General features: G+C 71.1%; 21 protein-coding genes and 1 riboswitch. Of the genes, 9 read left to right on the top strand and 12 right to left on the bottom strand.

Annotated elements, in window-relative coordinates; all coding sequences use genetic code 11:
* Positions 1-30: 30 nt before the first annotated feature.
* Positions 31-128: riboswitch (cobalamin riboswitch) on the bottom strand.
* Between the two features lie 135 nt (positions 129-263).
* Positions 264-773 carry a GNAT family N-acetyltransferase gene (locus ACIQU6_RS02805; RefSeq protein WP_403479824.1) on the bottom strand — a complete coding sequence of 170 codons (510 nt, stop codon included), beginning with the start codon at positions 771-773 and terminating at the stop codon, positions 264-266.
* Positions 774-934: 161 nt separating this feature from the next.
* Between ACIQU6_RS02805 and ACIQU6_RS02800 the strand changes: the two genes are divergently transcribed.
* Entirely contained in the window at positions 935-1,153 is a 219-nt protein-coding gene (locus ACIQU6_RS02800) for a hypothetical protein (RefSeq protein ID WP_403479823.1), read from the top strand.
* Positions 1,154-1,165: 12 nt separating this feature from the next.
* On the opposite strand, the gene mctP is transcribed toward ACIQU6_RS02800, so the two are convergent.
* The 3 genes from mctP to ACIQU6_RS02785 all read right to left on the bottom strand — a co-directional run bounded on the left by mctP (position 1,166) and on the right by ACIQU6_RS02785 (position 3,983).
* Positions 1,166-2,830 carry a monocarboxylate uptake permease MctP gene (gene mctP / locus ACIQU6_RS02795; protein ID WP_403479822.1) on the bottom strand — a complete coding sequence of 555 codons (1,665 nt, stop codon included), beginning with the start codon at positions 2,828-2,830 and terminating at the stop codon, positions 1,166-1,168.
* Positions 2,827-3,087, bottom strand: coding sequence for a DUF3311 domain-containing protein (locus tag ACIQU6_RS02790; RefSeq protein WP_403479821.1), 261 nt, complete (start codon positions 3,085-3,087; stop codon positions 2,827-2,829). The genes mctP and ACIQU6_RS02790 overlap by 4 nt, the downstream gene beginning before the upstream one ends.
* 134 nt (positions 3,088-3,221) lie before the next feature.
* Positions 3,222-3,983 carry a GntR family transcriptional regulator gene (locus ACIQU6_RS02785; protein WP_274919017.1) on the bottom strand — a complete coding sequence of 254 codons (762 nt, stop codon included), beginning with the start codon at positions 3,981-3,983 and terminating at the stop codon, positions 3,222-3,224.
* A 243-nt stretch (positions 3,984-4,226) separates the two neighbouring features.
* On the opposite strand from ACIQU6_RS02785, the gene ACIQU6_RS02780 reads away from it, so the two are divergent.
* The 4 genes from ACIQU6_RS02780 to ACIQU6_RS02765 all read left to right on the top strand — a co-directional run bounded on the left by ACIQU6_RS02780 (position 4,227) and on the right by ACIQU6_RS02765 (position 8,998).
* The gene (locus ACIQU6_RS02780; protein WP_403479820.1) at positions 4,227-5,495 is read left to right on the top strand and encodes an extracellular solute-binding protein; all 1,269 of its coding nucleotides are present in this window, start codon (positions 4,227-4,229) and stop codon (positions 5,493-5,495) included.
* A gap of 141 nt (positions 5,496-5,636) precedes the next feature.
* On the top strand, positions 5,637-6,620 hold the full coding sequence (locus tag ACIQU6_RS02775) for a carbohydrate ABC transporter permease (RefSeq protein WP_403479819.1): 984 nt from the start codon (positions 5,637-5,639) through the stop codon (positions 6,618-6,620).
* Complete coding sequence (locus ACIQU6_RS02770) at positions 6,617-7,447, top strand: carbohydrate ABC transporter permease (RefSeq protein ID WP_403479818.1); 831 nt, start codon at positions 6,617-6,619, stop codon at positions 7,445-7,447. The genes ACIQU6_RS02775 and ACIQU6_RS02770 overlap by 4 nt, the downstream gene beginning before the upstream one ends.
* A 3-nt stretch (positions 7,448-7,450) precedes the next feature.
* A complete protein-coding gene (locus tag ACIQU6_RS02765) occupies positions 7,451-8,998 on the top strand; it encodes a glycoside hydrolase family 3 protein (RefSeq protein ID WP_403479817.1) in 1,548 nt (515 codons plus the stop codon).
* Positions 8,999-9,694: 696 nt separating this feature from the next.
* Here the strand turns inward: ACIQU6_RS02765 and nagB are convergent.
* Positions 9,695-10,477: a glucosamine-6-phosphate deaminase gene (gene nagB / locus ACIQU6_RS02760; protein ID WP_403479816.1), complete on the bottom strand. Its 783-nt coding sequence runs from the start codon at positions 10,475-10,477 to the stop codon at positions 9,695-9,697.
* Positions 10,478-10,780: 303 nt separating this feature from the next.
* The gene (locus tag ACIQU6_RS02755; protein ID WP_403479815.1) at positions 10,781-11,554 is read right to left on the bottom strand and encodes an SDR family oxidoreductase; all 774 of its coding nucleotides are present in this window, start codon (positions 11,552-11,554) and stop codon (positions 10,781-10,783) included.
* Between the two features lie 134 nt (positions 11,555-11,688).
* Between ACIQU6_RS02755 and ACIQU6_RS02750 the strand changes: the two genes are divergently transcribed.
* Together ACIQU6_RS02750 and ACIQU6_RS02745 are read left to right on the top strand one after the other, a co-directional pair.
* Positions 11,689-12,348 carry a TetR/AcrR family transcriptional regulator gene (locus ACIQU6_RS02750; RefSeq protein ID WP_403479814.1) on the top strand — a complete coding sequence of 220 codons (660 nt, stop codon included), beginning with the start codon at positions 11,689-11,691 and terminating at the stop codon, positions 12,346-12,348.
* Between the two features lie 355 nt (positions 12,349-12,703).
* Positions 12,704-14,176 (top strand): sensor histidine kinase, encoded by a 1,473-nt coding sequence (locus tag ACIQU6_RS02745; protein ID WP_376567656.1) that lies wholly within the window; start codon positions 12,704-12,706, stop codon positions 14,174-14,176.
* A gap of 173 nt (positions 14,177-14,349) precedes the next feature.
* Here ACIQU6_RS02745 and ACIQU6_RS02740 read toward each other — a convergent pair whose 3' ends face one another.
* Positions 14,350-14,607, bottom strand: a complete 258-nt coding sequence (locus tag ACIQU6_RS02740; protein ID WP_003983230.1) for a WhiB family transcriptional regulator — start codon at positions 14,605-14,607, stop codon at positions 14,350-14,352.
* A 320-nt stretch (positions 14,608-14,927) separates the two neighbouring features.
* Complete coding sequence (locus ACIQU6_RS02735) at positions 14,928-15,911, bottom strand: diacylglycerol/lipid kinase family protein (protein ID WP_403479813.1); 984 nt, start codon at positions 15,909-15,911, stop codon at positions 14,928-14,930.
* 96 nt (positions 15,912-16,007) lie between these two features.
* On the opposite strand from ACIQU6_RS02735, the gene ACIQU6_RS02730 reads away from it, so the two are divergent.
* Positions 16,008-16,469 (top strand): hypothetical protein, encoded by a 462-nt coding sequence (locus ACIQU6_RS02730; RefSeq protein ID WP_403479812.1) that lies wholly within the window; start codon positions 16,008-16,010, stop codon positions 16,467-16,469.
* Between the two features lie 238 nt (positions 16,470-16,707).
* Here ACIQU6_RS02730 and ACIQU6_RS02725 read toward each other — a convergent pair whose 3' ends face one another.
* From ACIQU6_RS02725 to ACIQU6_RS02710, 4 genes are all read right to left on the bottom strand, one after another.
* Positions 16,708-17,673, bottom strand: coding sequence for an RNA polymerase sigma factor SigF (locus tag ACIQU6_RS02725; protein WP_403479937.1), 966 nt, complete (start codon positions 17,671-17,673; stop codon positions 16,708-16,710).
* A 43-nt stretch (positions 17,674-17,716) separates the two neighbouring features.
* Positions 17,717-18,130 (bottom strand): anti-sigma regulatory factor, encoded by a 414-nt coding sequence (locus ACIQU6_RS02720; RefSeq protein ID WP_018536172.1) that lies wholly within the window; start codon positions 18,128-18,130, stop codon positions 17,717-17,719.
* Between the two features lie 299 nt (positions 18,131-18,429).
* On the bottom strand, positions 18,430-18,918 hold the full coding sequence (locus ACIQU6_RS02715; protein ID WP_403479811.1) for a GNAT family N-acetyltransferase: 489 nt from the start codon (positions 18,916-18,918) through the stop codon (positions 18,430-18,432).
* A gap of 67 nt (positions 18,919-18,985) precedes the next feature.
* A complete protein-coding gene (locus ACIQU6_RS02710) occupies positions 18,986-19,246 on the bottom strand; it encodes a UBP-type zinc finger domain-containing protein (RefSeq protein ID WP_403479810.1) in 261 nt (86 codons plus the stop codon).
* Between the two features lie 66 nt (positions 19,247-19,312).
* Here ACIQU6_RS02710 and ACIQU6_RS02705 point away from each other — a divergent pair, with 66 nt between their 5' ends.
* Entirely contained in the window at positions 19,313-20,905 is a 1,593-nt protein-coding gene (locus tag ACIQU6_RS02705) for a Na+/H+ antiporter (RefSeq protein WP_403479936.1), read from the top strand.
* Positions 20,906-20,909: the final 4 nt, after the last annotated feature.

The raw sequence follows: 20,909 nt of genomic DNA, 5'->3' as shown, positions 1-20,909 counted from the left end.
ACCAGTGGCGGTGCGGACGTACCATCGGCAGGTCTTCGGACTCGTGAGCGCGTAAGACCCCCAGAAACTGGCCGTATCCTGCGCCCTCATACCGTTGCGGGACAGTTCCGGATTCGCACCGGATTCCCCTGCGACGACAGCGAGGAAGAGCATACATCTTGTGTTGCTCCCCGCACGCACCCCCACATCTTGTGTCGCACCTCATGTCGTCCCTACGCGTGTGCGAACGGCCGCACCGCCCGTGCGGGGCCGGAAACCAGCCGTCAGGCCAGCTCCCGAGCAAACGCCCAGAGTCGCAGGCCCGGCACCGGATCCCAGTCCCGCCCGGCCGCCCGCGCGAACCCCAGCCGCCGGTAGAGCCGGTGCGCCGACAGCAGGTGCCGCTGGCTCGACAGCACCATGGCGCGCAGCCCGAGCCCCCGGGCCCGCTCAAGGCAGGCCCGGACCAACGCCTCACCGACGCCGCGACCGCGCCCTTCGTCGCGGACCGCCAGCATCCGGAACTCGCCCTCGCCGGGCCCGGCCAACTCCGCGTACGGACTGCCGTACGCGGCGAATGTCACAGCACCCACAACCGCGCCGCCCGCCCCGTTCTTCCCGTCCACGGCCACCAACACCTCGGCGTGCTCGGCCCGGTGCGCCACCCGCCGCAGCACCGCCGCGTACGGGTCGTCCGCCCCGCTCAGCAGTCCGTCGGCCAGATACACCTCCACCACCAACTCCCCGACCGTCTCGAACTCCGCCTGGCGTATGGGCCTGATCGTGATGTCCATGGGGTCAGTGTGACGGGGGTAACCGCGTTGCGGGGAAGGGGCGTTGGCGCGCGGCGGGACTGTCAGTGCCCGCCGCTATGGTCGGAGGCAGTTGTCGCGCGGCTCTCGTCGCGCGGCCCCGATCGTCCCGTTCCGCCCGATTCGCGGAAGGAGGAGGTTCCATGACCCCGCCCGCCGACCGGCTGCCCCGCACGCCCCCCGAGCACGTCGAGGAGACCGCCCGGATACGCGCCCGCGAGGAGGGCGCGTGGCCGCACCTCCCGCCGCCCGCGGGCCTGGCGCTCGACTCCCGGCGGCCGAGGGGCGCGGCGCCCCCGCCGCGGGAATCTCCGGAATGTCCGCGGGCCGCCGGGTATCCGGGGATATCCGACGGCCCGTAGGGGAGTTCGGGGTCAGTGCCCGCCCGGTGCCCCCGCCGTGGCCGGCGGGAGGTCGGCCGTGACGCCCTCGTCGCCGACGTCGGCGGTGTAGTCGCCGGGGGCGGTCTCGTCGACGCCCTCAGGGGCCTTGAGGGCCTTCAGGACGACGGTGAGCGCGACCGTCACCACCACGTTGAGCACGAAGGCGGTGAGGCCGATGTAGCCGATCTCGCCGATGCCGGGGATCTCCGCGTTGGAGCCGCCGAAGTGCTTCTGGGTCGGGCTGGCCACGCCGTACGCGGCCAGGGTGCCGTAGAGCATGCCGACCGCCCAGCCGGCCAGCAGCGCCCAGCGGTGGAACCAGCGGGTGAACAGCCCGCCGACCAGCGCCGGCATGGTCTGGAGGATCCAGATGCCGCCCAGCAGTTGGAAGTTGATGGCGACGGTCTTGTCCATGGTCAGGACGAAGATCAGGGCGCCGACCTTGACCAGGAGGGAGACCAGCTTGGCCACCTTGTGTTCCTGCTCGGGCGTGGCGGTGGGCCTCAGGAAGTCCTTGTAGACGTTCCGGGTGAAGAGGTTGGCGGCGGCGATCGACATGATCGCGGCGGGCACCAGCGCGCCGATGCCGATCGCGGCGAACGCCACCCCGGCGAACCAGCTCGGGAACATGTCCGCGAACAGCTGCGGGATCGCCAACTGCGCGTTGCCGTGGGTGTCCGTCCCGGCCTTGAGCGCCATGAAGCCGAGCAGCGCGAGGAAGCCCAGCATCAGCGAGTAGATCGGGAGGATGGTGGTGTTGCGGCGGATCACGTTGCGGCTGCGCGAGGAGAGCGTGGCGGTGATCGAGTGCGGGTACATGAACAGCGCCAGCGCCGAGCCGAGCGCCAAAGTGGCGTACGCCCACTGGGCGTTGGGGCCGCTGGCCAGTTCGCCGCGCGGTTTGCCGGTGGGCCCGGGCTGGGCGAGCGCCTTGCCGGCGGCGTGGAAGATCTCGCCGAAGCCGCCCAGTTTGAGCGGGATGTAGATGATCGCCACCGCGATGACCAGGTAGATCAGCCCGTCCTTGACGAACGCGATCAGCGCCGGCGCCCGCAGGCCCGAGGAGTAGGTGTAGGCGGCCAGCACGGCGAACGCGATCAGCAGCGGCAGGTCCTTGACGAACCAGTTGGCGTGCTCCCCGCCGCCGACCCCCATCACGTCCAGGACGGCCTGGATGCCGACGAGTTGGAGCGCGATGTAGGGCATCGTGGCCAGCAGACCGGTCAGTGCGACGGCCAGCGACAGCCCCTTGGAGCCGAACCGCCCGCGGACGAAGTCGGAGGTGGTGACGTAGCCGTGGCGATGCGAGACCGACCACAGCCGGGGCAGGAAGGTGAAGATCAGCGGGTAGACCAGGATGGTGTACGGGACGGCGAAGAAGCCGGCCGCGCCCGCCGAGTAGATCGCCGCCGGGACGGCCACGAAGGTGTACGCCGTGTAGAGGTCGCCGCCGAGCAGGAACCAGGTGATCCAGGTGCCGAAGCTGCGCCCGCCCAGGCCCCATTCGTCGAGGTTGGCGGACTGCTCGGCGCGGCGCCAGCGCGCGGCCAGGAAGCCCATGACCGTGACGGCGAGGAAGAAGAAGACGAAGACGGCGAGGGCCACGCCGTTGACGCCCTGGGGGCCGGCGGCGAGCGCGGTGGACGGGTTCGTCATCGGTCCGCACCGCCCTTACGGGCGCGCTGCTCGCGCCGGACCAGCGTGTAGGCCACGGTCGTCAGCCCCGTCGAGATCAGCACCCAGGCCATCTGGTACCAGTAGAAGAACGGGATCCCGATCAGCGTCGGCTCGATCCGCGCGTACGAACTCACCCACAGCATCGCGACGAACGGGGCGAGCAGGCACAATCCGGCCACCACCCGTGTGGGGGTGACGACCGGTCTGCGGTCCGGTGGTGCGGCGTTCTCGGCCATGACCGTTGGCTCCCGTCCCTGGTGAACTCCGGTGCAGTCGGCTGGAAATCTATTCCAGGGGCGTGGTGCGCGTCACTAGCCGTCCGCATATCGGTACACGGCGGTGACCGTAAGGGAGTTGGGGGCGCGGGCCTTCAGTCCGTCGGGCGCCGCAGTCGGGCGACGAACTTGTAGCGGTCGCCGCGGTAGACCGAGCGCACCCACTCCACCGGCTGCCCCCGGGCGTCCAGCGAGTGCCGGGAGAGCATCAGCATCGGCAGGCCGACGTCGGTGCCCAGCAGCCCGGCCTCGCGCGGGGTGGCCAGCGAGGTCTCGATGGTCTCCTCGGCCTCCGCCAGCCGGACGTCGTAGACCTCCGCCAACGCGGTGTAGAGCGAGGTGTACTTGACCAGATTGCGGCGGAGCGCCGGGAAGCGCTTGGCGGACAGGTGGGTGGTCTCGATCGCCATCGGCTCGCCGCTGGCCAGCCGCAGCCGCTCGATGCGCAACACCCGGCCGCCGGGGGCGATGTCCAGCAGTCCGGCCAGCCGGTCGTCGGCGGTGACGTAGCCGATGTCCAGCAGTTGGGAGGTCGGCTCCAGGCCCTGGGCCCGCATGTCCTCGGTGTAGGAGGTCAGTTGCAGCGCCTGGGAGACCTTGGGCTTGGCGACGAAGGTGCCCTTGCCCTGGATGCGCTCCAGGCGGCCCTCGACGACGAGCTCCTGGAGGGCCTGGCGGACGGTGGTGCGGGAGGTGTCGAACTCGGCGGCGAGGGTGCGCTCGGGCGGCACCGGGGTACCGGGCGGCAGGGTCTCGGTGATCTCCAGCAAGTGCCGCTTGAGGCGGTAGTACTTGGGCACCCGGGCGGACCGCACGCCCCCGCCACCGTTCTCGGCGCTGCCCGCGTCGGTCTCCATGACCCGCCTCTCCGATGCCTGTCGTGCTGCCGTCACCGGCTCCTCCGTACGTAGCGGCTCACATCGTGGCACGGGCGGGATGCCCATGCGTCCACACGGGTCGCGGCCCGCCCCAGATGTCGGTCCGGTAACGGACCTGACAGCGACTCTTATACACCCTTGACACCCCTAAAGGTCTAGGCCAAGCTGCGAGAACTGGTCTAAACCATTAAAGCCACACCCGTCCTTGAGGGGGAGAGCGCAATGAAGCGTGGGCTCATAGCGGCGACCGCGGCCGCGGGAATGCTGGTGAGCGTCGCTGCCTGTGGGTCGAGCGGCGGCAAGAATGCGGGCGCCGACGGCTTCAAAGGCCAGAAGTTGACGGTCTGGGTGATGTCCGGATCGAATCCGGAGCAGTGGACCAAGCAGGTCTCCGAGCAATTCAAGAAGAAGACCGGTGCCACCGTTGAATTCAAGGTCCAGCAGTGGAACGGAATTCAGCAGAAGCTGAGCACCGCGTTGTCCGAGGACACCCCGCCGGACGTGGTCGAGATCGGCAACACCCAGACCGCCGCCTACGCCAAGGCCGGTGCCCTGGTCGACCTCGGCGACCTGAAGAAGGAGATCGGCGCCGACTGGAACGACGCCTTCAACAAGGCCGCCATGGCGGACGGCAAGCAGTACGCGCTGCCGTGGTTCGCCGGCAACCGCGTGGTGATGTACAACAAGAAGATCTGGGCCGCGGCCGGGATCAAGAAGAACCCCACCACCCGCGCCGAACTCTTCCACGACTTCGACACCATCAAGAAGAAGACCGACGCCGAGCCGCTCTATCTGCCCGGCCAGAACTGGTACTTCCTCGACGGCCTGACCATCGGCACCGGTGCGCAACTGGTGAAGAAGGCGGGCGACAAGTGGGTTTCGAATATCGCCGACCCCAAGGTCGCCAAGGCCATGGACATTTACCAGCAGTACCAGGCGTTCGGCAACGCGCCCAAGAACAAGGACGAGGCCACCCCGCAGCAGGCCGAGATCTTCGCCAAGGGAAAGACCGGCGCCATCATCGCCATGGGTTATGAGGCGGCCACCGCCATCAAGGCGAACCCGAAGATCAAGGACGACATCGGCTTCTTCACCATTCCCGGTGAGACCGCCGACAAGCCCGAGGGCGTCTTCCTCGGCGGCTCCAACTTCGCGGTCGCCGGACTGAGCAAGAACCAGGACCTCGCCAAGGAATTCCTCAGGGTCGCGCTCTCCAAGGAGAACGACGCCCAGATGGTGCGCGAGTCCGGCTGGACGCCCAAGTCCCCGGCCCTGGCGAGCGCGGCCAAGGACAACCCGGCCGCCGCGGCCGCCGCCCCGGCCGCCGAGAAGTCCGGCGGCACCACCCCGTTGATCCCCCAGTGGGCCGCGGTCGAGAACGTGCCGAACCCGATCAAGAACTACATGACCGCGGTCCTGAACGGTAAGGCCCCGACCGACGCGGCCAAGGACATCGAGTCCGAGATCAACGCCCGGCTCGCCAAGCAGTAGCCGACCCCCGACGCGTACGGGCCGGCCGCCCCCGGCCCGTACGCCCGTCCGCCGCCGACCCCCCGAGCACCCCGGTGGGGCCGGCGGCGGCAACCACCGGAACCACCAGGCGCATTCACGGGAACGAGGGGACCACAGCTCATGGCAGTGCAGCTCGACGAAGCGGCCGAGGGGACCGCGCCGCGGACCCGCAAGCGCGGTGCGCCACCCGGCCGGAGCGGCCCCGGCGGCCGGCGGGCGGCCCGCGGCGCGCCGTACCTCCTGCTGCTCCCGGCCCTGCTCGCCACCGCGGTCTTCCTGGGCTGGCCGCTCGTCCGCAACCTGGTGCTCTCCTTCCAGAACCTGAACATGAAGGAGCTGATCCAGCACCTCACCGACTGGCGGGGCCTGGGCAACTACCAAGAGGTCCTGGGCAGCGACCAGTTCTGGCGGGTCACCCTCCGCACCATCGCCTTCACCGCCGTCAACGTCGTACTGATCATGGTGCTGGGCACTCTGCTCGGGCTGCTGCTGGCCCGGCTCGGCAAGAAGATGCGGCTGGTGCTGTCCGCGGCGCTGGTGCTGGCCTGGGCGATGCCGGTGATCGCCGCCACCACCGTCTTCCAGTGGCTCTTCGACTCCCGCTACGGCGTCGTCAACTGGCTGCTGGCGCACCTCGGTTGGCACTCCATGGCGCACTACGACTGGGTCGGCACCCAGTTCTCCACCTTCTTCGTCATCACCGTGCTGATCGTCTGGCAGTCGCTGCCCTTCGTGGCCCTCAACCTCTACGCGGCCACCACGACCATCGCCAAGGAGCTCTACGAGGCGGCCCGGATGGACGGCGCCGGCACCTGGAAGATCTTCACCTCGGTCACCTTCCCCTTCCTGCGCCCCTTCTTCCTGGCCACGACGTTCCTCGAAGTCATCTGGGTCTTCAAGGCGTTCCCGCAGATCTTCGCGATCAACCAGGGCGGCCCCGACCGGCTCACCGAGACGCTGCCGATCTACGCCTTCACCGAGGGCGTCGGCAACCTCCACTTCGGGATGGGCGCCGCGATCTCCGTGCTGACCATCGTCGTGCTGCTCGCCCTCACCGCGTACTACCTGCGCCTGACGCTCAAGCAAGAGGAGGACGCGCTGTGAAGCGCTCACTCGCCGGCCGGATCTGGCCCAACGCGACCGCCGCCGTCCTCGCGCTGCTGTTCGTCTTCCCCGTGTACTGGATGTTCGCCACGGCCTTCAAGCCGACCGGGGACATCCTCAGCGAGGACCCCGTGTGGTTCCCGCTCCACGGCACCCTCAGCCACTTCGCGGCCGCGGTGAACGCGCCCAACTTCTGGCAGCTGGCCACCAATTCGATCGTGGTGACCGTGCTCGCCGTCGGGCTCTCCCTGGTCATCGCGTTGTGCGGCGCGTTCGCCATCGCGCGGATGCGCTTCAAGGGACGCAAGGGCATCCTGCTGACCTTCATGGTGGCCCAGATGGCGCCCTGGGAGGTCATGGTGATCTCGATCTACCTGATCGTCCGGGACGCCGACCTGCTCAACAGCCTGCTGCCGCTCACCTTCTTCTACATGCTGATGGTGCTCCCCTTCACCCTCCTCACGCTGCGCGGCTATGTCGCCGCGGTGCCCAGGGAGTTGGAGGAGTCCGCGATGGTCGACGGCTGCACGCGCCGCCAGGCGTTCGTCAAGGTCATCCTGCCGCTGCTGGCCCCCGGCCTGATGGCCACCTCCCTCTTCGGCTTCATCACCGCCTGGAACGAGTTCCCGCTGGTCCTGGTGCTCAACAAGGAGCCCGGCGCCGGCACCCTGCCGCTCTGGCTCTCCCAGTTCCAGACCCAGTTCGGCGACGACTGGGGCGCCACCATGGCCGCTGCCTCGCTCTTCGCCGTGCCGGTCCTGATCCTGTTCCTCTTCCTCCAGCGCAAGGCGGTCGGCGGTCTCGCCTCCGGCGCCGTGAAGGGATGACCGATGGCCACCGCTCTCCGCCCGGCCGACACCCTCACCCGGGACGCGCTCGCCGTCCTCCAACCCGGCTTCACCGGCACCACCGCGCCGGACTGGCTGCTGCGCCGCCTCGACGAGGGCCTGGTCTCCGTCGCCCTCTTCGGCCGCAACGTGCACGGACCCGAACAACTCGCCGCGCTCACCGGCCAATTGCGCGCCGCCCGTGACGAACTCCTCATCGCCATCGACGAGGAGGGCGGTGACGTCACCCGCCTCGAAGTGCGCGGCGGCTCCTCCTTCCCCGGCAACCTCGCCCTCGGCGCCGTCGACGACACCGCGCTGACCCGCGACGTGGCCCGCGAGCTCGGCCGCCGACTGGCCGACTGCGGCGTCAACTTCAACTGGGCCCCCTGCGCCGACGTCAACTCCGACCCCGCCAACCCCGTCATCGGCGTCCGCTCCTTCGGCGCCGACCCGGCCCTCGTGGCCCGGCACACCGCCGCCTACGTCGAGGGGCTGCAGTCCGCCGGCGTCGCCGCCTGCGCCAAGCACTTCCCCGGCCACGGCGACACCGCCGTCGACTCGCACCACGACCTGCCCCGCGTCACCGCCGACCTGACGACGCTCCGGGAACGCGAACTGGTCCCGTTCCGCGCCGCGGTGGCCGCCGGCACCCGCGCCGTGATGACCGCCCACCTCCTCCTCCCCGCGCTGGACCCCGAACGCCCCGCCACGCTCAGCCCGGCCACCCTGCACGGACTGCTGCGCGCCCCCGTCGCCGCCGGCGGCCTCGGCTTCGACGGTCTGATCGTCTCCGACGGCATCGAGATGCGGGCCATCTCCGCCACCTACGGCATCGAGCGCGGCACCGTCCTGGCGCTCGCCGCCGGGGCCGACGCGATCTGCGTGGGCGGCGGACTGTCCGACGAGGACACCGTGGACCGACTGCGGGACGCGCTGGTCAGGGCCGTCCGGGAGGGCGAACTGCCCGAGGAGCGGCTCGCCGACGCCGCGGCGCGGGTGCGTGCCCTGGCGCACTGGACCCGGGTCGCGGGCGCGGGGGAGGGGGCCGCGCCCGCGCCCGGGATCGGCCTGACCGCCGCCCGGCGCGCCGTCCGGCTGACCTCCGTCACCCCGCACCGCCCGCTCACCGTCCCCGCCTACGTCGCCGCGTTCACCCCGCTCGCCAACATCGCCGTCGGCGACGAGACCCCCTGGGGCGTCGCCGCCGAACTCACCCGTCTCCTCCCCGGCACCGCGTCCGCCACCTACACCGCCACCGACGCCGCGGCCGACCCCGCAGCCCTCGTCGACGGCCTCCTCGCCGCCGCCGGCGACCGCCCCGTCGTGGCCGTCGTCCGCGACCTCCACCGTCACCCCTGGATGGCCGACACCCTGCACGCCCTGCTGACCGCCCGCCCCCAGACCGCCGTCATCGAAATGGGTGTCCCCCAGGCCCCACCCCAGGGCGCCCCCCACATAGCCACCCACGGCGCCGCCCACACCTGTGCCCAAGCGGCCACGGAGGCCCTGACGGGCCGGGGACCTTGGGAAACCGGCACGGACGCTTGAGACGCCAACGTGCGGGTGTGCTCCACGGGTTGAGGGGTTGAGGGGTTGAGGGGTTGAGGGGCTGACGGGTTGGCGGAACGCGCGCTCGGGGGCGTAATGGGCCGGTGCGCCTAGGGCGCTTCTGACGGATTCCCGTGGAGGAGCGAGCGGCGTCTGGTGCGCGCGATCGCAAGGCGCCGGGATGCCTTCATGGCGGAGCCACGGGGAGAGTTCGGCAACGTCGCACGAAGTCCCCGCGCCCTTAAGGCGTGGGGAGCGCGTGCCGGGCGTCGCGACGCCGCGGGGACCCGAGCCTGAGACGCCAACAGGGAGGCGGGCCTGACGGGTTGGTGGTGCGCGCGCCCGGGGCCTTAACGGCGCGGCGTGCCTGAGGGGGCGACGGGGCGGGCGCTGAGGGGCCGAGCCGGTCCGGCTGTCATCCACCCAACTCCCCAACGAGGGCCGCCCGTAGACCACCCCGCCGGCTTCGACCCCACCGCCCTCGGCCCGACGGGCACACCACCCCCCGGCCGCCCGACGCCCGGTGCCCAGAAGCGCACCGGGAAGCACAAGCCACCAGCCGCACCGCGACGTACCGCCGGCTTCCCGCCCCAACCCCGGCTGCCCCTCCCGCAGTGCACCGAGGGCCCGCCCCGGCGCCGGAGTCCTTTACAGGCCCGGTGCTGGTGCGGGCCCTCGGGCCGCTGGTCGGTTCCGTCAGAGGCCCTGCCACTCCGGCTTGGCGGCGTAGGTCGCGCGGAAGTACTCGGCCAGCTTCAGCTTGGACGCCGCGGCCTCGTCGACGACCACCGTCGCGTGCGGGTGGAACTGCAGCGCCGAGGCCGGCACCAGCGCGGCCACCGGCCCCTCGACGGCCTGGGCCACCGCATCGGCCTTGCCCTCGCCGGTGGCGAGCAGCACCACGTGCCGCGCCTCCAGGATGGTGCCGATGCCCTGGGTGATGACGTGGTGCGGAACCTCGTCCAGGCTGTCGAAGAAGCGGGCGTTGTCCTCCCGGGTCTGCTGGGTGAGGGTCTTGATGCGGGTACGCGAAGCCAGCGACGAACAGGGCTCGTTGAAGCCGATGTGCCCGTCGGTGCCGATGCCCAGCAACTGGAGGTCCACCCCACCGGCCTCGCGGAGCGCGCGGTCGTACGCCTCGCACGCGGCCTGGACGTCCTCGGCCGTGCCGTCCGGTCCCATGAACGCGCCCTCGTCGAGCCCCAGCGGCTCCACCACCTCGCGCAGCACCACCGAGCGGTACGACTCCGGATGCCCGGCCGGCAGCCCCACGTACTCGTCGAGCTGGCAGATCCGCGCCCGCGAGGCGTCCGTCTCGCCGGCCCGGACCTTTGCCGCCAACGCCTCGTAGACGGGCAACGGCGTCGAGCCGGTGGCCACGCCGAGGAGCGCCTCGGGCTTGCGGCGCACCAGGGTGGCGATCGCCTCCGCGATGAGCTCGCCGCCTGCCGCGGCGTCCTTGACGATGACAACTTCCACGCTGGGCCTGCCGTTCTGAAGAATGGGCTATGTGGTATAGACCAATCTAGCAGAGGTGGGCCCACGCGGTCCCGTGGTGCCGTTGAACGACGGGGCACGTTTTCCCGACCGTTATGCGTCGATCCGGTGGCCGGCCGGCAGGTCGACGACGTATCGATCGACGTACCGATGAAGTCGGCCGAGCGACGCACCGATGAGTGGGTCGATCGCCGCACCGATGGGCGGGGCCGGTCTACGGGGCGGCGGGCGTACGAGCCGCGCGTGGGGGAGCGGGTCGCTGTCGGGTGGCGCGGCGCCGGGCGGTCACAGCAGGGCGCCGCCCGTGGCGTCTATCCACTGGCCCGTCACCCACCGACTGTCGCCCGAGGCGAGGAACCCCATGATGTCGGCGATATCGGTGGCGTTTGCCACCCGTCCCAGCGGGGAGAGCGCGCCGGTCGCGGCGCGCGCCTCGGCGTTCTCCCCGCCGCGCAGCCAGGCGGCGTTCATGTCCGTGTCGACGGCGCCGGGTGCCACCGCGTTGACCGTGATGCCGCGGGGGCCGAGCTCCTTCGCCAGCGAGCGGGTCAGCACGTCGATCGGCCCCTTCGACATCGCGTAGGCGATCAGATCGGACTTGGCCGCGCCGTGCGTCAGCCGGGTGGAGACGTTGACGATCCGTCCGCCGTCCCGCAGTCGGGACAGGCCCTCCTGGATGACGAAGTACGGCGCGGTGGCGTTGACCGCGAAGAGGCGCTCGACATCGGCGCGGGTCATCTCGCCGAAGGGGTGCAGCGCGCCGTCCAACGCCTTGTTGATTCCAGCGTTGTTGACCAGGATGTCCAGCCCGTCCGCCTGCTCGTCGAACGCGGTCCACAGCGACTCGGCGTCCCCGGGCACCCCCAGTGCGGCGCGGAGCGTGAACGCCTCGCCGCCCGCCGCCTCGATCGCCGCGGCCGTCTCCTTCGCCGCCGTCTCGTCGCTCCCGTAGTGCACGCCGACCCGTGCGCCGTCCCGTCCCAGTCGCTCCGAGATCGCGCGGCCGATGCCCCGGCCGCCGCCCGTCACCAGTGCCGTCCTGCCGCTGAGTGCACCCATCGCGAGCCCCTCCCCTTCGTTCGCCCGCGCGCCCCTCGGCGCGCACGCCTGTGCGTCCGCGAACGATTTCTGTATCGCTCGCTACATAAAAACCGTAGCACGCGTTTCTTAGCGACCGCTATAGAATTCACTCCATGGTGGCCAAGGAGACCAAGCAGCGCGGCCGACCCCGGTCCTTCGACCGGGAGACGGCTTTGGAGAAGGCGATCCGCTCCTTCTGGGAGTACGGCTACGAATCCACGTCCATCGCCGACCTCACCCGCGAGATGGGCATCAGCGCCCCCAGCCTCTACGCCGCCTTCGGCGACAAGCGGGCCCTGTTCGACGAGGCGATAGCGGTGTACGGGGAGGTGTACGGCGGCTTCATCTCCCGTGCCCTGGCCGAGGAGCCGACCGCCCGCCGCGGCGTCGAACGGGCCCTGCGCGAGGCCGCCGTCGAGTACACCGTCCCGGACCGCCCGCGCGGCTGCATGGTCATCAGCGCCGCGCTCAACACCGCCCCCGCCTCCGCCGAGGTCGCCGCGTCCCTGCGCGACAAGCGGCAGTCGAACGTCCGGGAGATCGAGCGCGCGATCCGCGCGGACGCCGCCGCCGGCGAACTCCCCGCCGACACCGACGCGCACGCCCTCGCCGAGTACGTGAGCGCGATCATCGCGGGGATGTCGCAGTCCGCCCGGGACGGCACGGACCGCGCGACGCTGGAGGCGGTCGCCTCGCTGGCGATGAACGCCTGGCCGGGGAAGGGGGATCGGGCCCGGGGGGCGAGCGGCGCGGACTCCTCCGGCCGGCGCTGACCCCCGAAAACACCCGCGGGCCGCGGCGCCGGGACAGGACCCTCAACCTGTCCGGCACCGCAGCCCGGAGCTGACATCGGCCGACCCCGTAGTGCGGGCGGTTGGTACCCCCTGTGCGGTAGGGGGCACGGCCCCGTCCCGGGACCGGTCGATCGGAGGCCCGGGCGCAGTCAGGGCAGAGAGCGCCGTGGGCCTCGGTCCGCCCTCCTGTGCGGGGGGAGCGGAGGTTCCAGCGGTTCGGGGCTTCGCCCCGGTGTGCCGCACCGCACATTCTGGACTAGACCATTCTTCTCTGTCCATGCCCGTGCAGGCACAACACATACCGTACGCCGGTAGGCTCCGAGGTGTGCCCTCGATGAACGATCTCGTACGCCAGCACACCGCTCTGAGCGATTCCGACCTGGAGTGGCTCCACTTGCTGGTCTCGGAGTGGCAGTTGCTCTCCGACCTCTCCTTCGCCGACCTCGTCCTGTGGGTCCCCACCCTCGACGGCACCCGCTATGTGTCGGTCGCCCAGATGCGCCCCAACACCGGACCGACCTCCTATCAGGACGACATGGTCGGCCACCTCGTCCCCCGGGGCCGTCGCCCGATGCTGGACTCCGCGTTGGACGAGGGCCGCATCGTGCGCGAGGGCGACCCCGAGTGGCGCGAGGAGGTGCCGGTCCGGGTGGAGTCCATCCCGGTCCGCCGCGAGGGCCGGGTCCTCGGGGTGATCGCCCGGAACACCAACCTGCTGACCGTACGGACGCCCAGCCGGCTGGAGTTGACCTACCTCCAGAGCGCCTCCGACCTGGCCCAGATGATCGCCGCCGGAACGTTTCCCTTCCCCGGCCAGCAGGTCGACATGGACGCCTCGCCGCGCGCCGGCGACGGGCTGATCCGGCTCGACGCCGAAGGCGTCGTCCAGTACGCCAGCCCCAACGCGCTCTCCGCCTACCACCGCCTCGGCCTCGCCGCCGACCTCGTGGGCCACCACCTCGGCCAGGCCACCGCCGAACTGGCCCCGGCCCGCGGCCCGGTGGACGAGGCGCTGGTCAAACTGGCCAGCGGCTGGGCGCCGCGGGAATTCGAGGTCGAGGGCAACGACGGGGTGATCCAACTGCGGGCCATTCCCCTCAAGCCCAAAGGGACGCACATCGGTTCGCTCGTCCTGCTGCGCGACGTCACCGAACTCCGGCGCCGCGAACGGGAACTGATCACCAAGGACGCCACCATCCGGGAAATCCACCACCGGGTGAAAAACAACCTCCAGACCGTGGCCGCCCTGTTGCGGCTGCAGTCCCGCCGGATGGATTCCGAGCAGGGCCGCGAGGCCCTCAACGAGGCGGTGCGCAGGGTCGGTTCGATCGCGATCGTGCACGAGACGCTCTCCCAGACCCTCGACGAGCGGGTGGAGTTCGACGAGATCGCCGACCGGGTGCTGGCCATGGTCGCGGAGATCGCGCCCGGAAAGGTGGCCACCCGCCGCACCGGACGCTTCGGCATCCTGGACGCCGAGGTGGCCACCCCGCTGTCGATGGTGCTCACCGAGGTGCTCCAAAACGCCCTGGAACACGCCTTCGAGCAGGTGCAGCACGGCGCCGTCGAGGTCGCCGCGGTGCGCGGCGGCAGCCGCACCGAGCCCCGACTGCTGGTCACCGTCCAGGACAACGGCCGCGGACTGCCGGAGGGTTTCGATCCGCAGCGCGCCGGAAACCTGGGGTTGCAGATCGTACGGACCCTGGTGGAGGGGGAGTTGGGCGGAACGTTCGACATGGTCCGCCGACCCGAGGGCGGTACCCAGGTGCTCCTCGACATCCCCGTGCGGGCCGACAAGAAGCACTGAGCAGCGGGCGCGCGGGCTGCCGCTCGCCTCCGCCCCCGGCACAGCAACAAGCCCCGGACCGATCCCGGTCCGGGGCTCAAAGCTGTGGTGATGCGGTATCGACCGGGTCTTCAACTCCGGGCGAGCATCGAAGGTACTGCGCGCTGCGGCTCGGGGGCCACGGGAAGGTCGGCTCAGGCGCTGGCGTTACGCGCCCGGTTACGAGCCGCACGGCGCTTCATGGCGCGGCGCTCGTCCTCGCTCAGACCACCCCAGACGCCCGAGTCCTGGCCGGACTCAAGCGCCCACTGCAGGCACTGCTCCATGACGGGGCAGCGGCGGCAGACGGCCTTGGCTTCCTCGATCTGCAGCAGCGCGGGACCGGTGTTGCCGATGGGGAAGAAGAGCTCGGGGTCTTCTTCGCGGCAAACGGCGCGGTGACGCCAGTCCATGGCTGCTCCATCTCCTCGTGTGACGGGAACGTTGCTTGTGAATGTGAACGCTTTCACGAATCCCTCCACAAGGGAAGGGCCGAAAGCCAGTCGAGGACTGGTGCGGTCCTGTGGAATGAGGAGGAGGATTCGGGCTCTCAAGGGGGCCGGTAAAGCGGCCGTCCCGATCGCCATGAAGAGACTCGCAAACCTCGGCTGCGGATACAACCCCTTCCGGAAACTTTTTTTTGATTCCTTGGTGTCGCCTAGCTCACAGCCGTCATTCCAGGGGGTGGAGGCCAGTCTAAACGTTCGAGTGAAAGGACTTTAGGCCCTACTGCTCACACAATCACACGCAGTGCACGGCGTACGCCTGTGAACGTCACACTCGTCCGCAGTCCCAGATGGTCACCGTCCATCTGAAACGGCAGGGGAACCTGCGAATGCAAGGTGAAGTCGGTGAGGTCGTGGAGCGAGAGGACGTGCTTGCCGCGTGGGCCGCGATCCGGCGTGGAGGCCAGGAGTTGGGAGCCGTAACGGGTCACCGCCGGCACCGAGAACTTGTCCAGCGCGAAGAGGTCCAGGGCGGTGTCGAAGGACGCCTCGGGGGAGGGGTAGATCGGGCGGTTGCCCAGGTACGACCAGGGCGCGGTGTTGCAGATTATCGACATCGCGAGGTTCTCGGTGACCTCCGTGGTGCCCGGCTCCGCGCCCGGTCGTTCGAGCGTGATGGCGCCCTGCCGGCGGTTGGCCTCGCCAAGGAACTGCCGGACGACCTGGCGCACGTAGAGGGAGTGGGTGGACCGCTTGCCGCGCTCGCGCTGCTGCTCGACCCGGCCGACCACGCCCGCGTCGAAGCCGAAGCCGGCGCAGAAGGTGAACCACCGGGCCGGCACCCCCTCGTCCGGGCTGCCGACGGTGCCCGCGGCGAGGCCCAGCCCGACCGTGCGCTCGCTCTTGTCGCGCAGCGCGTCCAGCAGGGCGCCGGTGGCCTCCACGACGTCGTTGGGGAGGCCCAGGGCGCGGGCGAAGACGTTGGTGGAGCCGCCGGGGACCACCGCGAGCCGGGGGTGCGAGTCCGGGTCGGGGCCGGTGGTCAGCAGGCCGTTGACGACCTCGTTGACCGTGCCGTCGCCGCCGAGCGCCACCACCAGGTCGGTCTCCCCGCCCTCGGCGGCCTCCCGGGCCAGGTCGCGGGCGTGTCCGCGGTACCGCGTCTCGGCGACCTCCAGCTTGAGGTCGCTGGCCAGTGCGTGGGTGAGTACCTCACGGGTGCGGGCACTGGTGGTGGTTGCTGCGGGATTGACCACGAGAAGTGCGCGCATATGCAGCAGCGTACCTACCTGCCGGTACCGGCCTCACTCCCGTCCACGCTCCGGGCGACCGGCGGTCCGGCCATGGCCCGGCGCTACCCTGCTGGGGTGACCAGTCAGCAGAAGCAGTCCCCGAAGCGAGCCGCCGGCGCCCCCGCGGTGTCCGAGCCGGAGGGCCCGCGTCCCGCCCGGCTGAGCGCCGCCGCGGCGCTCACCGCCGTCGAGGGGCTGGCGCTGGCCGCCCTCGGCGCCTACATGCTGATCAACGGGCTGGTCGGGGCGCCCGACAGCCCGCAGCAGGCGGAGATGGGCGGGGTGACCATCCTGGCGCTTGCGCTGCTCCCGCTGGTCGCCGCGCGCGGTCTGTGGCTCCGGCGCCGGTGGAGCCGGGGGCCCTCGCTGATCACCCAGATCGTGGCCCTGCCGGTCGCCTGGACGCTCGTCAAGGGCGGCGGCGCGCTGATCGCCGGCGGTGCCGCGCTGGCGGTGGCGGCGCTGGTCGTGCTCGTCCTGCTGGTCAACCCGACGGCGACCACGGCGCTGGGCATCGGCCCGCGGGAGACGCCGTAGGCCCAACGACGGCCGGAGAGCGCGTAGATGGCCCCGTGGACGGGTGCGCCGTGAACGCGCGAGTGGCCCCGTAGGGGAGGGGCGAACGGATCCCGTAGGGGACGTCGCCACCCCCTGCGGGGCCACAACGGTGCGGGGGCGGGGTGGTATTCCCGTGCCGCGCCCCACGGTGGGACGCCGGGGCGGTGTCGGCGGCGGGGGACGGGTCGGGGAGCGCGACGGGGAGGGGTGAGCGGGGCTACTCCTCCACCAGGAGCTTGTCGCGGAGTTGGGCCAGGGTGCGGGCCAGCAGACGGGAGACGTGCATCTGGGAGATGCCGACCTCCTGGGCGATCTGCGACTGGGTCATGTTGCCGAAGAACCGCAGCAGCAGGATCTTCTTCTCGCGCGGCGGGAGGTCCTCCAGCAGCGGCTTGAGGGACTCGCGGTACTCCACGCCCTCCAGCGCCTCGTCCTCCGCGCCGAGGGTGTCGGCGACCGCCGGGGACTCGTCGTCGGTGTCCGGGACGTCCAGCGAGAGGGTGCTGTACGCGTTCGCCGACTCCAGGCCCTCCAGGACCTCCTCCTCGGAGATCCCCAGGTGCTCGGCCAACTCGTGGACCGTGGGCGCGCGGCCGTGCCGCTGGGACAGCTCGGCGGTCGCGGTGGTCAGCGACAGCCGCAGCTCCTGGAGCCGGCGCGGGACGCGGACCGCCCAACCCTTGTCGCGGAAGTGCCGCTTGATCTCGCCGACGACGGTGGGCGTGGCGTACGTGGAGAACTCCACGCCGCGCTCCGGGTCGAACCGGTCCACCGACTTGATCAGACCGATCGTGGCGACCTGGGTCAGGTCGTCGAGCGGCTCACCGCGGTTGCGGAACCGCCGGGCCAGGTGCTCGACCAGCGGCAGGTGCATCCGCACGAGGGTGTTGCGCAGCTCCGCGCGCTCCGGGGAGCCGGCGGGGAGCTCGCGCAGCTCGTAGAAGAGCGCGCGGGCGCCGCCGCGGTCGTGCGGATCCCCCGGCCCCGGGGACTGCCGCTCCTGAGGCCGGTCGCCGGCGGCCGGCGGATCCTGCCGGTCGGCCTGCCGGTCCTGCTGCTCGCTGTGGTCCATGTGGTCCGCCCGCTCTGCCTGCTCCGCCGCGTCCAACCGGACGCCGTGGTCGTCCCCACCCACCGGATGCGGCCGGGCGTGCTGCCCGGGGATGACCGCGCCCGCCGCCATCCTCGCGCCGCGTTCGACATCTTTCACGGGGCCCCCTGTTCGGTCATGACGGTCCGGGACCGGCGCCGCGCTCCTTGTACAGACTGATGGTGACCGTACGGTCCTCGGCAACGCTGGAGTCGACCTTGCCGGCCAGTGCGGAGAGCACCGTCCAGGCGAAGGTGTCGCGCTCGGGAGCGCGGCCGTCGGTCGTCGGGGCCGAGACCGTCACCTGCAGCGCGTCGTCGATGAGCCGGAAGACGCAGCTCAGCACGCTGCCGGGGACGGCCTGTTGCAGCAGGATCGCGCAGGCCTCGTCCACCGCGATGCGCAGATCCTCGATTTCGTCGAGGGTGAAGTCCAAGCGGGCTGCGAGACCGGCCGTGGCGGTACGCAGCACTGACAGGTAGGCACCCGCAGCGGGCAGACGGACTTCCACGAAGTCCTGAGTCCCGGGCTCGCCTGCGATCTGGGACACCCTCACCTCCAAGGTGGCACAAGCTGGTAAAGCTGGAATGCGTGCGGAAGCACCAGCGGTTGGCGTGCTTCACGTTCTTGCGGGGTATCCGTGCCGGTGGCCCTCCCGACGGGAGAACGATCGGCGCGGCTCGTGGTTCGGCTGTGACGCTATCGCGATCCGCGGGCCGGTGTCGCCCGGAAGGAGCAGGGCACCCGTCCGGACGGCGACGGCCGGCTCGCCGACGGCGCTTCTGTTACAGAGTGTAAAACTTCAGGCACGGACAGTGGTAGGGGTCGGGGTCGTCAAATCGAGGCCGATTACGCTCCGTTGGCGGGCGCGGTCTCCGCGAGCGACTGGAGCGCATCTCCAGTGAGCCGGAAGACCGTCCATTCGTCCATGGGCCGGGCGCCGATGGACCGGTAAAAACCGATGGACGGTTCGTTCCAATCCAGGACCGACCACTCGAAACGCTGGTAGCCGCGCTCCACGCAGATGCGTGCGAGGGCCGCCAACAGTGCCTTGCCGTGGCCGCCGCCGCGCGCCTCGGGGCGCACGTACAGGTCCTCCAGATAGACACCGTGCGTGCCCGTCCAGGTCGAGAAGTTCCGGAACCACAGGGCGAAGCCGACCGGCTCGCCGGCGTCCTCGGCGATCAGTGCGAAGGCCGCCGGCTGCGAGCCGAACAGCGCCTCCTTCAACTGGGGTTCGGTGGCCTGCGCGGACTCGGGAGTGCGTTCGTAGGCGGCCAGTTCGCCGATCATGGCGAGGATGACGGGGACGTCGTCGGGGGTCGCTGCGCGGATCATGCGGCAAGGCTAGACCGGGCCCCCGAGGAGCCCCGCGGCGGTACCCGCCACCGGCCGCCGGCGGGCCTCAGACCAGCGCCTCGTCCACGAAGCACCACCGCCAGGACGCGCCCGGCTCGAACGACCGCATCACCGCGTGACCGGTCTCCTCGTAGTGGCCGGTGGCGTGCCGGTACGGGGAGGAGTCGCAGCAGCCGACGTGCCCGCAGACCAGGCAGAGCCGCAACTGCACCGGGTGGCTGCCCGCGGCCAGGCACTCCAGGCAGGTCTCGCTCAGCGGCGCCGGCTCGGCGCGCGGCAGTTCGGGAACGTGCGTGCACTCGCTCATGATGGCCAGGTTAGATCGCCGGGACGGCCGGCGGGGGAGCGTGGGGACGGTGCGGTCGTGAACGTGATGCCGCTGTTGCTGCTGGTCGCGGGCAGCGCGGGGATCGCCGGTCTGGCGCGGAGGACGCCGGTGCCGGCGCCGCTGCTGTTGGTCACCGCGGGGCTCGGCGTCGCGTTCATCCCCGGCGTCCCGGACTACACCCTCGACCCGCACGTCGTCCTGCCGCTGCTGCTGCCCCCGTTGCTGCACACCGCCGCGCTGGACAGCTCCTACCTGGACCTGCGGGCCAACCTCCGGCCGGTGGCGCTGCTCTCGGTCGGCTACGTGCTGTTCGCGACGCTGGCCGTCGGGTACGCGGCGTACCTGCTCGTGCCGGACCTGCCGCTGACCGCCGCGCTCGTCCTGGGCGCCGTCGTCGCCCCGCCGGACGCCGTCGCGGCCACCGCGATCGCCCGCCGGCTGGGGCTGCCGCACCGGATCACGACGATCCTCCAGGGCGAGTCGCTGGTCAACGACGCCACCGCGATCACCGCGTACAAGGTGGCGCTGGCCGCCGCCGTGGGGGTGAGCGCCACCTGGGGCGCCGGTCTGAAGGAGTTCGCCGTGGCCTCCCTCGGGGGCATCGGCGTCGGCGTCGTCCTGATGGTGCCGCTGCACTGGCTCCGCTGCCGGCTGCGGGATTCGGCGCTCCTGGAGAACACCCTCTCGCTGCTCATCCCGTTCACCGCGTACGCCGCCGCCGAACAGGTCGGGGCCTCCGGGGTGTTGGCCGTCGTGGTGGTCGGTCTCTACCTGGGCCACCGCTCCTGGCAGGTGGACTTCGAGACCCGGCTCCAGGAGGAGGCGGTCTGGAAGATGGTCTCCTTCGTGCTGGAGTCCGCGGTCTTCGCGCTGATCGGGCTCCAACTGCCGGTCGTGCTGCGGGGGCTGGGGAAGTTCAGCACCACGCAGGCGCTCGGCTACGCGGCGGTGGTGTTCGCCGTGGTGGTGCTGGCGCGCTTCCTGTGGGTCTTCCCCGCCACGTACCTGCCGCGGCTGCTCTCGGCCCGGATCAGGACCCGGGAACCGGACACCACCTGGCGGGCACCGGTCATCGTCGGCTGGGCCGGGATGCGCGGGGTGGTCTCGCTGGCCATCGCCTTCTCCATCCCCGCGACGGTGCAGGCCGGCGGCCCCTTCCCGGCCCGCAACCTCGTGCTCTTCCTGACCTTCACCACCGTCATCGCCACCCTGGTCGTCCAGGGGCTGACGCTGCCGCCGCTGATCCGGGCGCTGCGGCTGCCGGGCCGCGACGCCCAGGCCGAGACGTTGGCCGAGGCACAGGCCCAGAGCGAGGCGTCCCGGGCCGCCGAGGCCCGCCTCGACGCCCTGCTCCAGGACGAGCGCAACGCCCTGCCGGGGCCGCTCGTCGACCGGCTGCGCATGGTCCTGGAGCGGCGCCGCAACGCGGTGTGGGAGCGACTGGGCGCGGTGAACGAGGTGACCGGGGAGTCCGCCGACGACACCTACCGGCGGCTGGCCAGGGAGATGATCGACGCCGAGCGGCGGGTCTTCGTCGAACTGCGGGACGCGCGGCGCATCGACGACGAGATGATGCGGACGCTGCTGCGCCGGCTGGACCTGGAGGAGGCGGCGGCCTACCGGGAGGGCGCCTCGTGACCCG

This window comes from Streptomyces sp. NPDC090442 (assembly GCF_044769405.1).
GTDB lineage: Bacteria > Actinomycetota > Actinomycetes > Streptomycetales > Streptomycetaceae > Streptomyces.
Note: the sequence above shows the minus strand (reverse complement) of the source record. Positions and strands in the feature narration are given on the sequence as shown.

Excerpts from the sequence above, each read along its gene's own strand:
- ACIQU6_RS02805 (WP_403479824.1), bottom strand. The coding sequence starts at position 773 with ATGGACATCACGATCAGGCCCATACGCCAGGCGGAGTTCGAGACGGTC.
- ACIQU6_RS02800 (WP_403479823.1), top strand. The coding sequence starts at position 935 with ATGACCCCGCCCGCCGACCGGCTGCCCCGCACGCCCCCCGAGCACGTC.
- mctP (WP_403479822.1), bottom strand. The coding sequence starts at position 2,830 with ATGACGAACCCGTCCACCGCGCTCGCCGCCGGCCCCCAGGGCGTCAAC.
- ACIQU6_RS02790 (WP_403479821.1), bottom strand. The coding sequence starts at position 3,087 with ATGGCCGAGAACGCCGCACCACCGGACCGCAGACCGGTCGTCACCCCC.
- ACIQU6_RS02785 (WP_274919017.1), bottom strand. The coding sequence starts at position 3,983 with ATGGAGACCGACGCGGGCAGCGCCGAGAACGGTGGCGGGGGCGTGCGG.
- ACIQU6_RS02780 (WP_403479820.1), top strand. The coding sequence starts at position 4,227 with ATGAAGCGTGGGCTCATAGCGGCGACCGCGGCCGCGGGAATGCTGGTG.
- ACIQU6_RS02775 (WP_403479819.1), top strand. The coding sequence starts at position 5,637 with ATGGCAGTGCAGCTCGACGAAGCGGCCGAGGGGACCGCGCCGCGGACC.
- ACIQU6_RS02765 (WP_403479817.1), top strand. The coding sequence starts at position 7,451 with ATGGCCACCGCTCTCCGCCCGGCCGACACCCTCACCCGGGACGCGCTC.
- ACIQU6_RS02755 (WP_403479815.1), bottom strand. The coding sequence starts at position 11,554 with ATGGGTGCACTCAGCGGCAGGACGGCACTGGTGACGGGCGGCGGCCGG.
- ACIQU6_RS02750 (WP_403479814.1), top strand. The coding sequence starts at position 11,689 with ATGGTGGCCAAGGAGACCAAGCAGCGCGGCCGACCCCGGTCCTTCGAC.
- ACIQU6_RS02745 (WP_376567656.1), top strand. The coding sequence starts at position 12,704 with ATGAACGATCTCGTACGCCAGCACACCGCTCTGAGCGATTCCGACCTG.
- ACIQU6_RS02740 (WP_003983230.1), bottom strand. The coding sequence starts at position 14,607 with ATGGACTGGCGTCACCGCGCCGTTTGCCGCGAAGAAGACCCCGAGCTC.
- ACIQU6_RS02735 (WP_403479813.1), bottom strand. The coding sequence starts at position 15,911 with ATGCGCGCACTTCTCGTGGTCAATCCCGCAGCAACCACCACCAGTGCC.
- ACIQU6_RS02725 (WP_403479937.1), bottom strand. The coding sequence starts at position 17,673 with ATGGCGGCGGGCGCGGTCATCCCCGGGCAGCACGCCCGGCCGCATCCG.
- ACIQU6_RS02715 (WP_403479811.1), bottom strand. The coding sequence starts at position 18,918 with ATGATCCGCGCAGCGACCCCCGACGACGTCCCCGTCATCCTCGCCATG.
- ACIQU6_RS02710 (WP_403479810.1), bottom strand. The coding sequence starts at position 19,246 with ATGAGCGAGTGCACGCACGTTCCCGAACTGCCGCGCGCCGAGCCGGCG.
- ACIQU6_RS02705 (WP_403479936.1), top strand. The coding sequence starts at position 19,313 with ATGCCGCTGTTGCTGCTGGTCGCGGGCAGCGCGGGGATCGCCGGTCTG.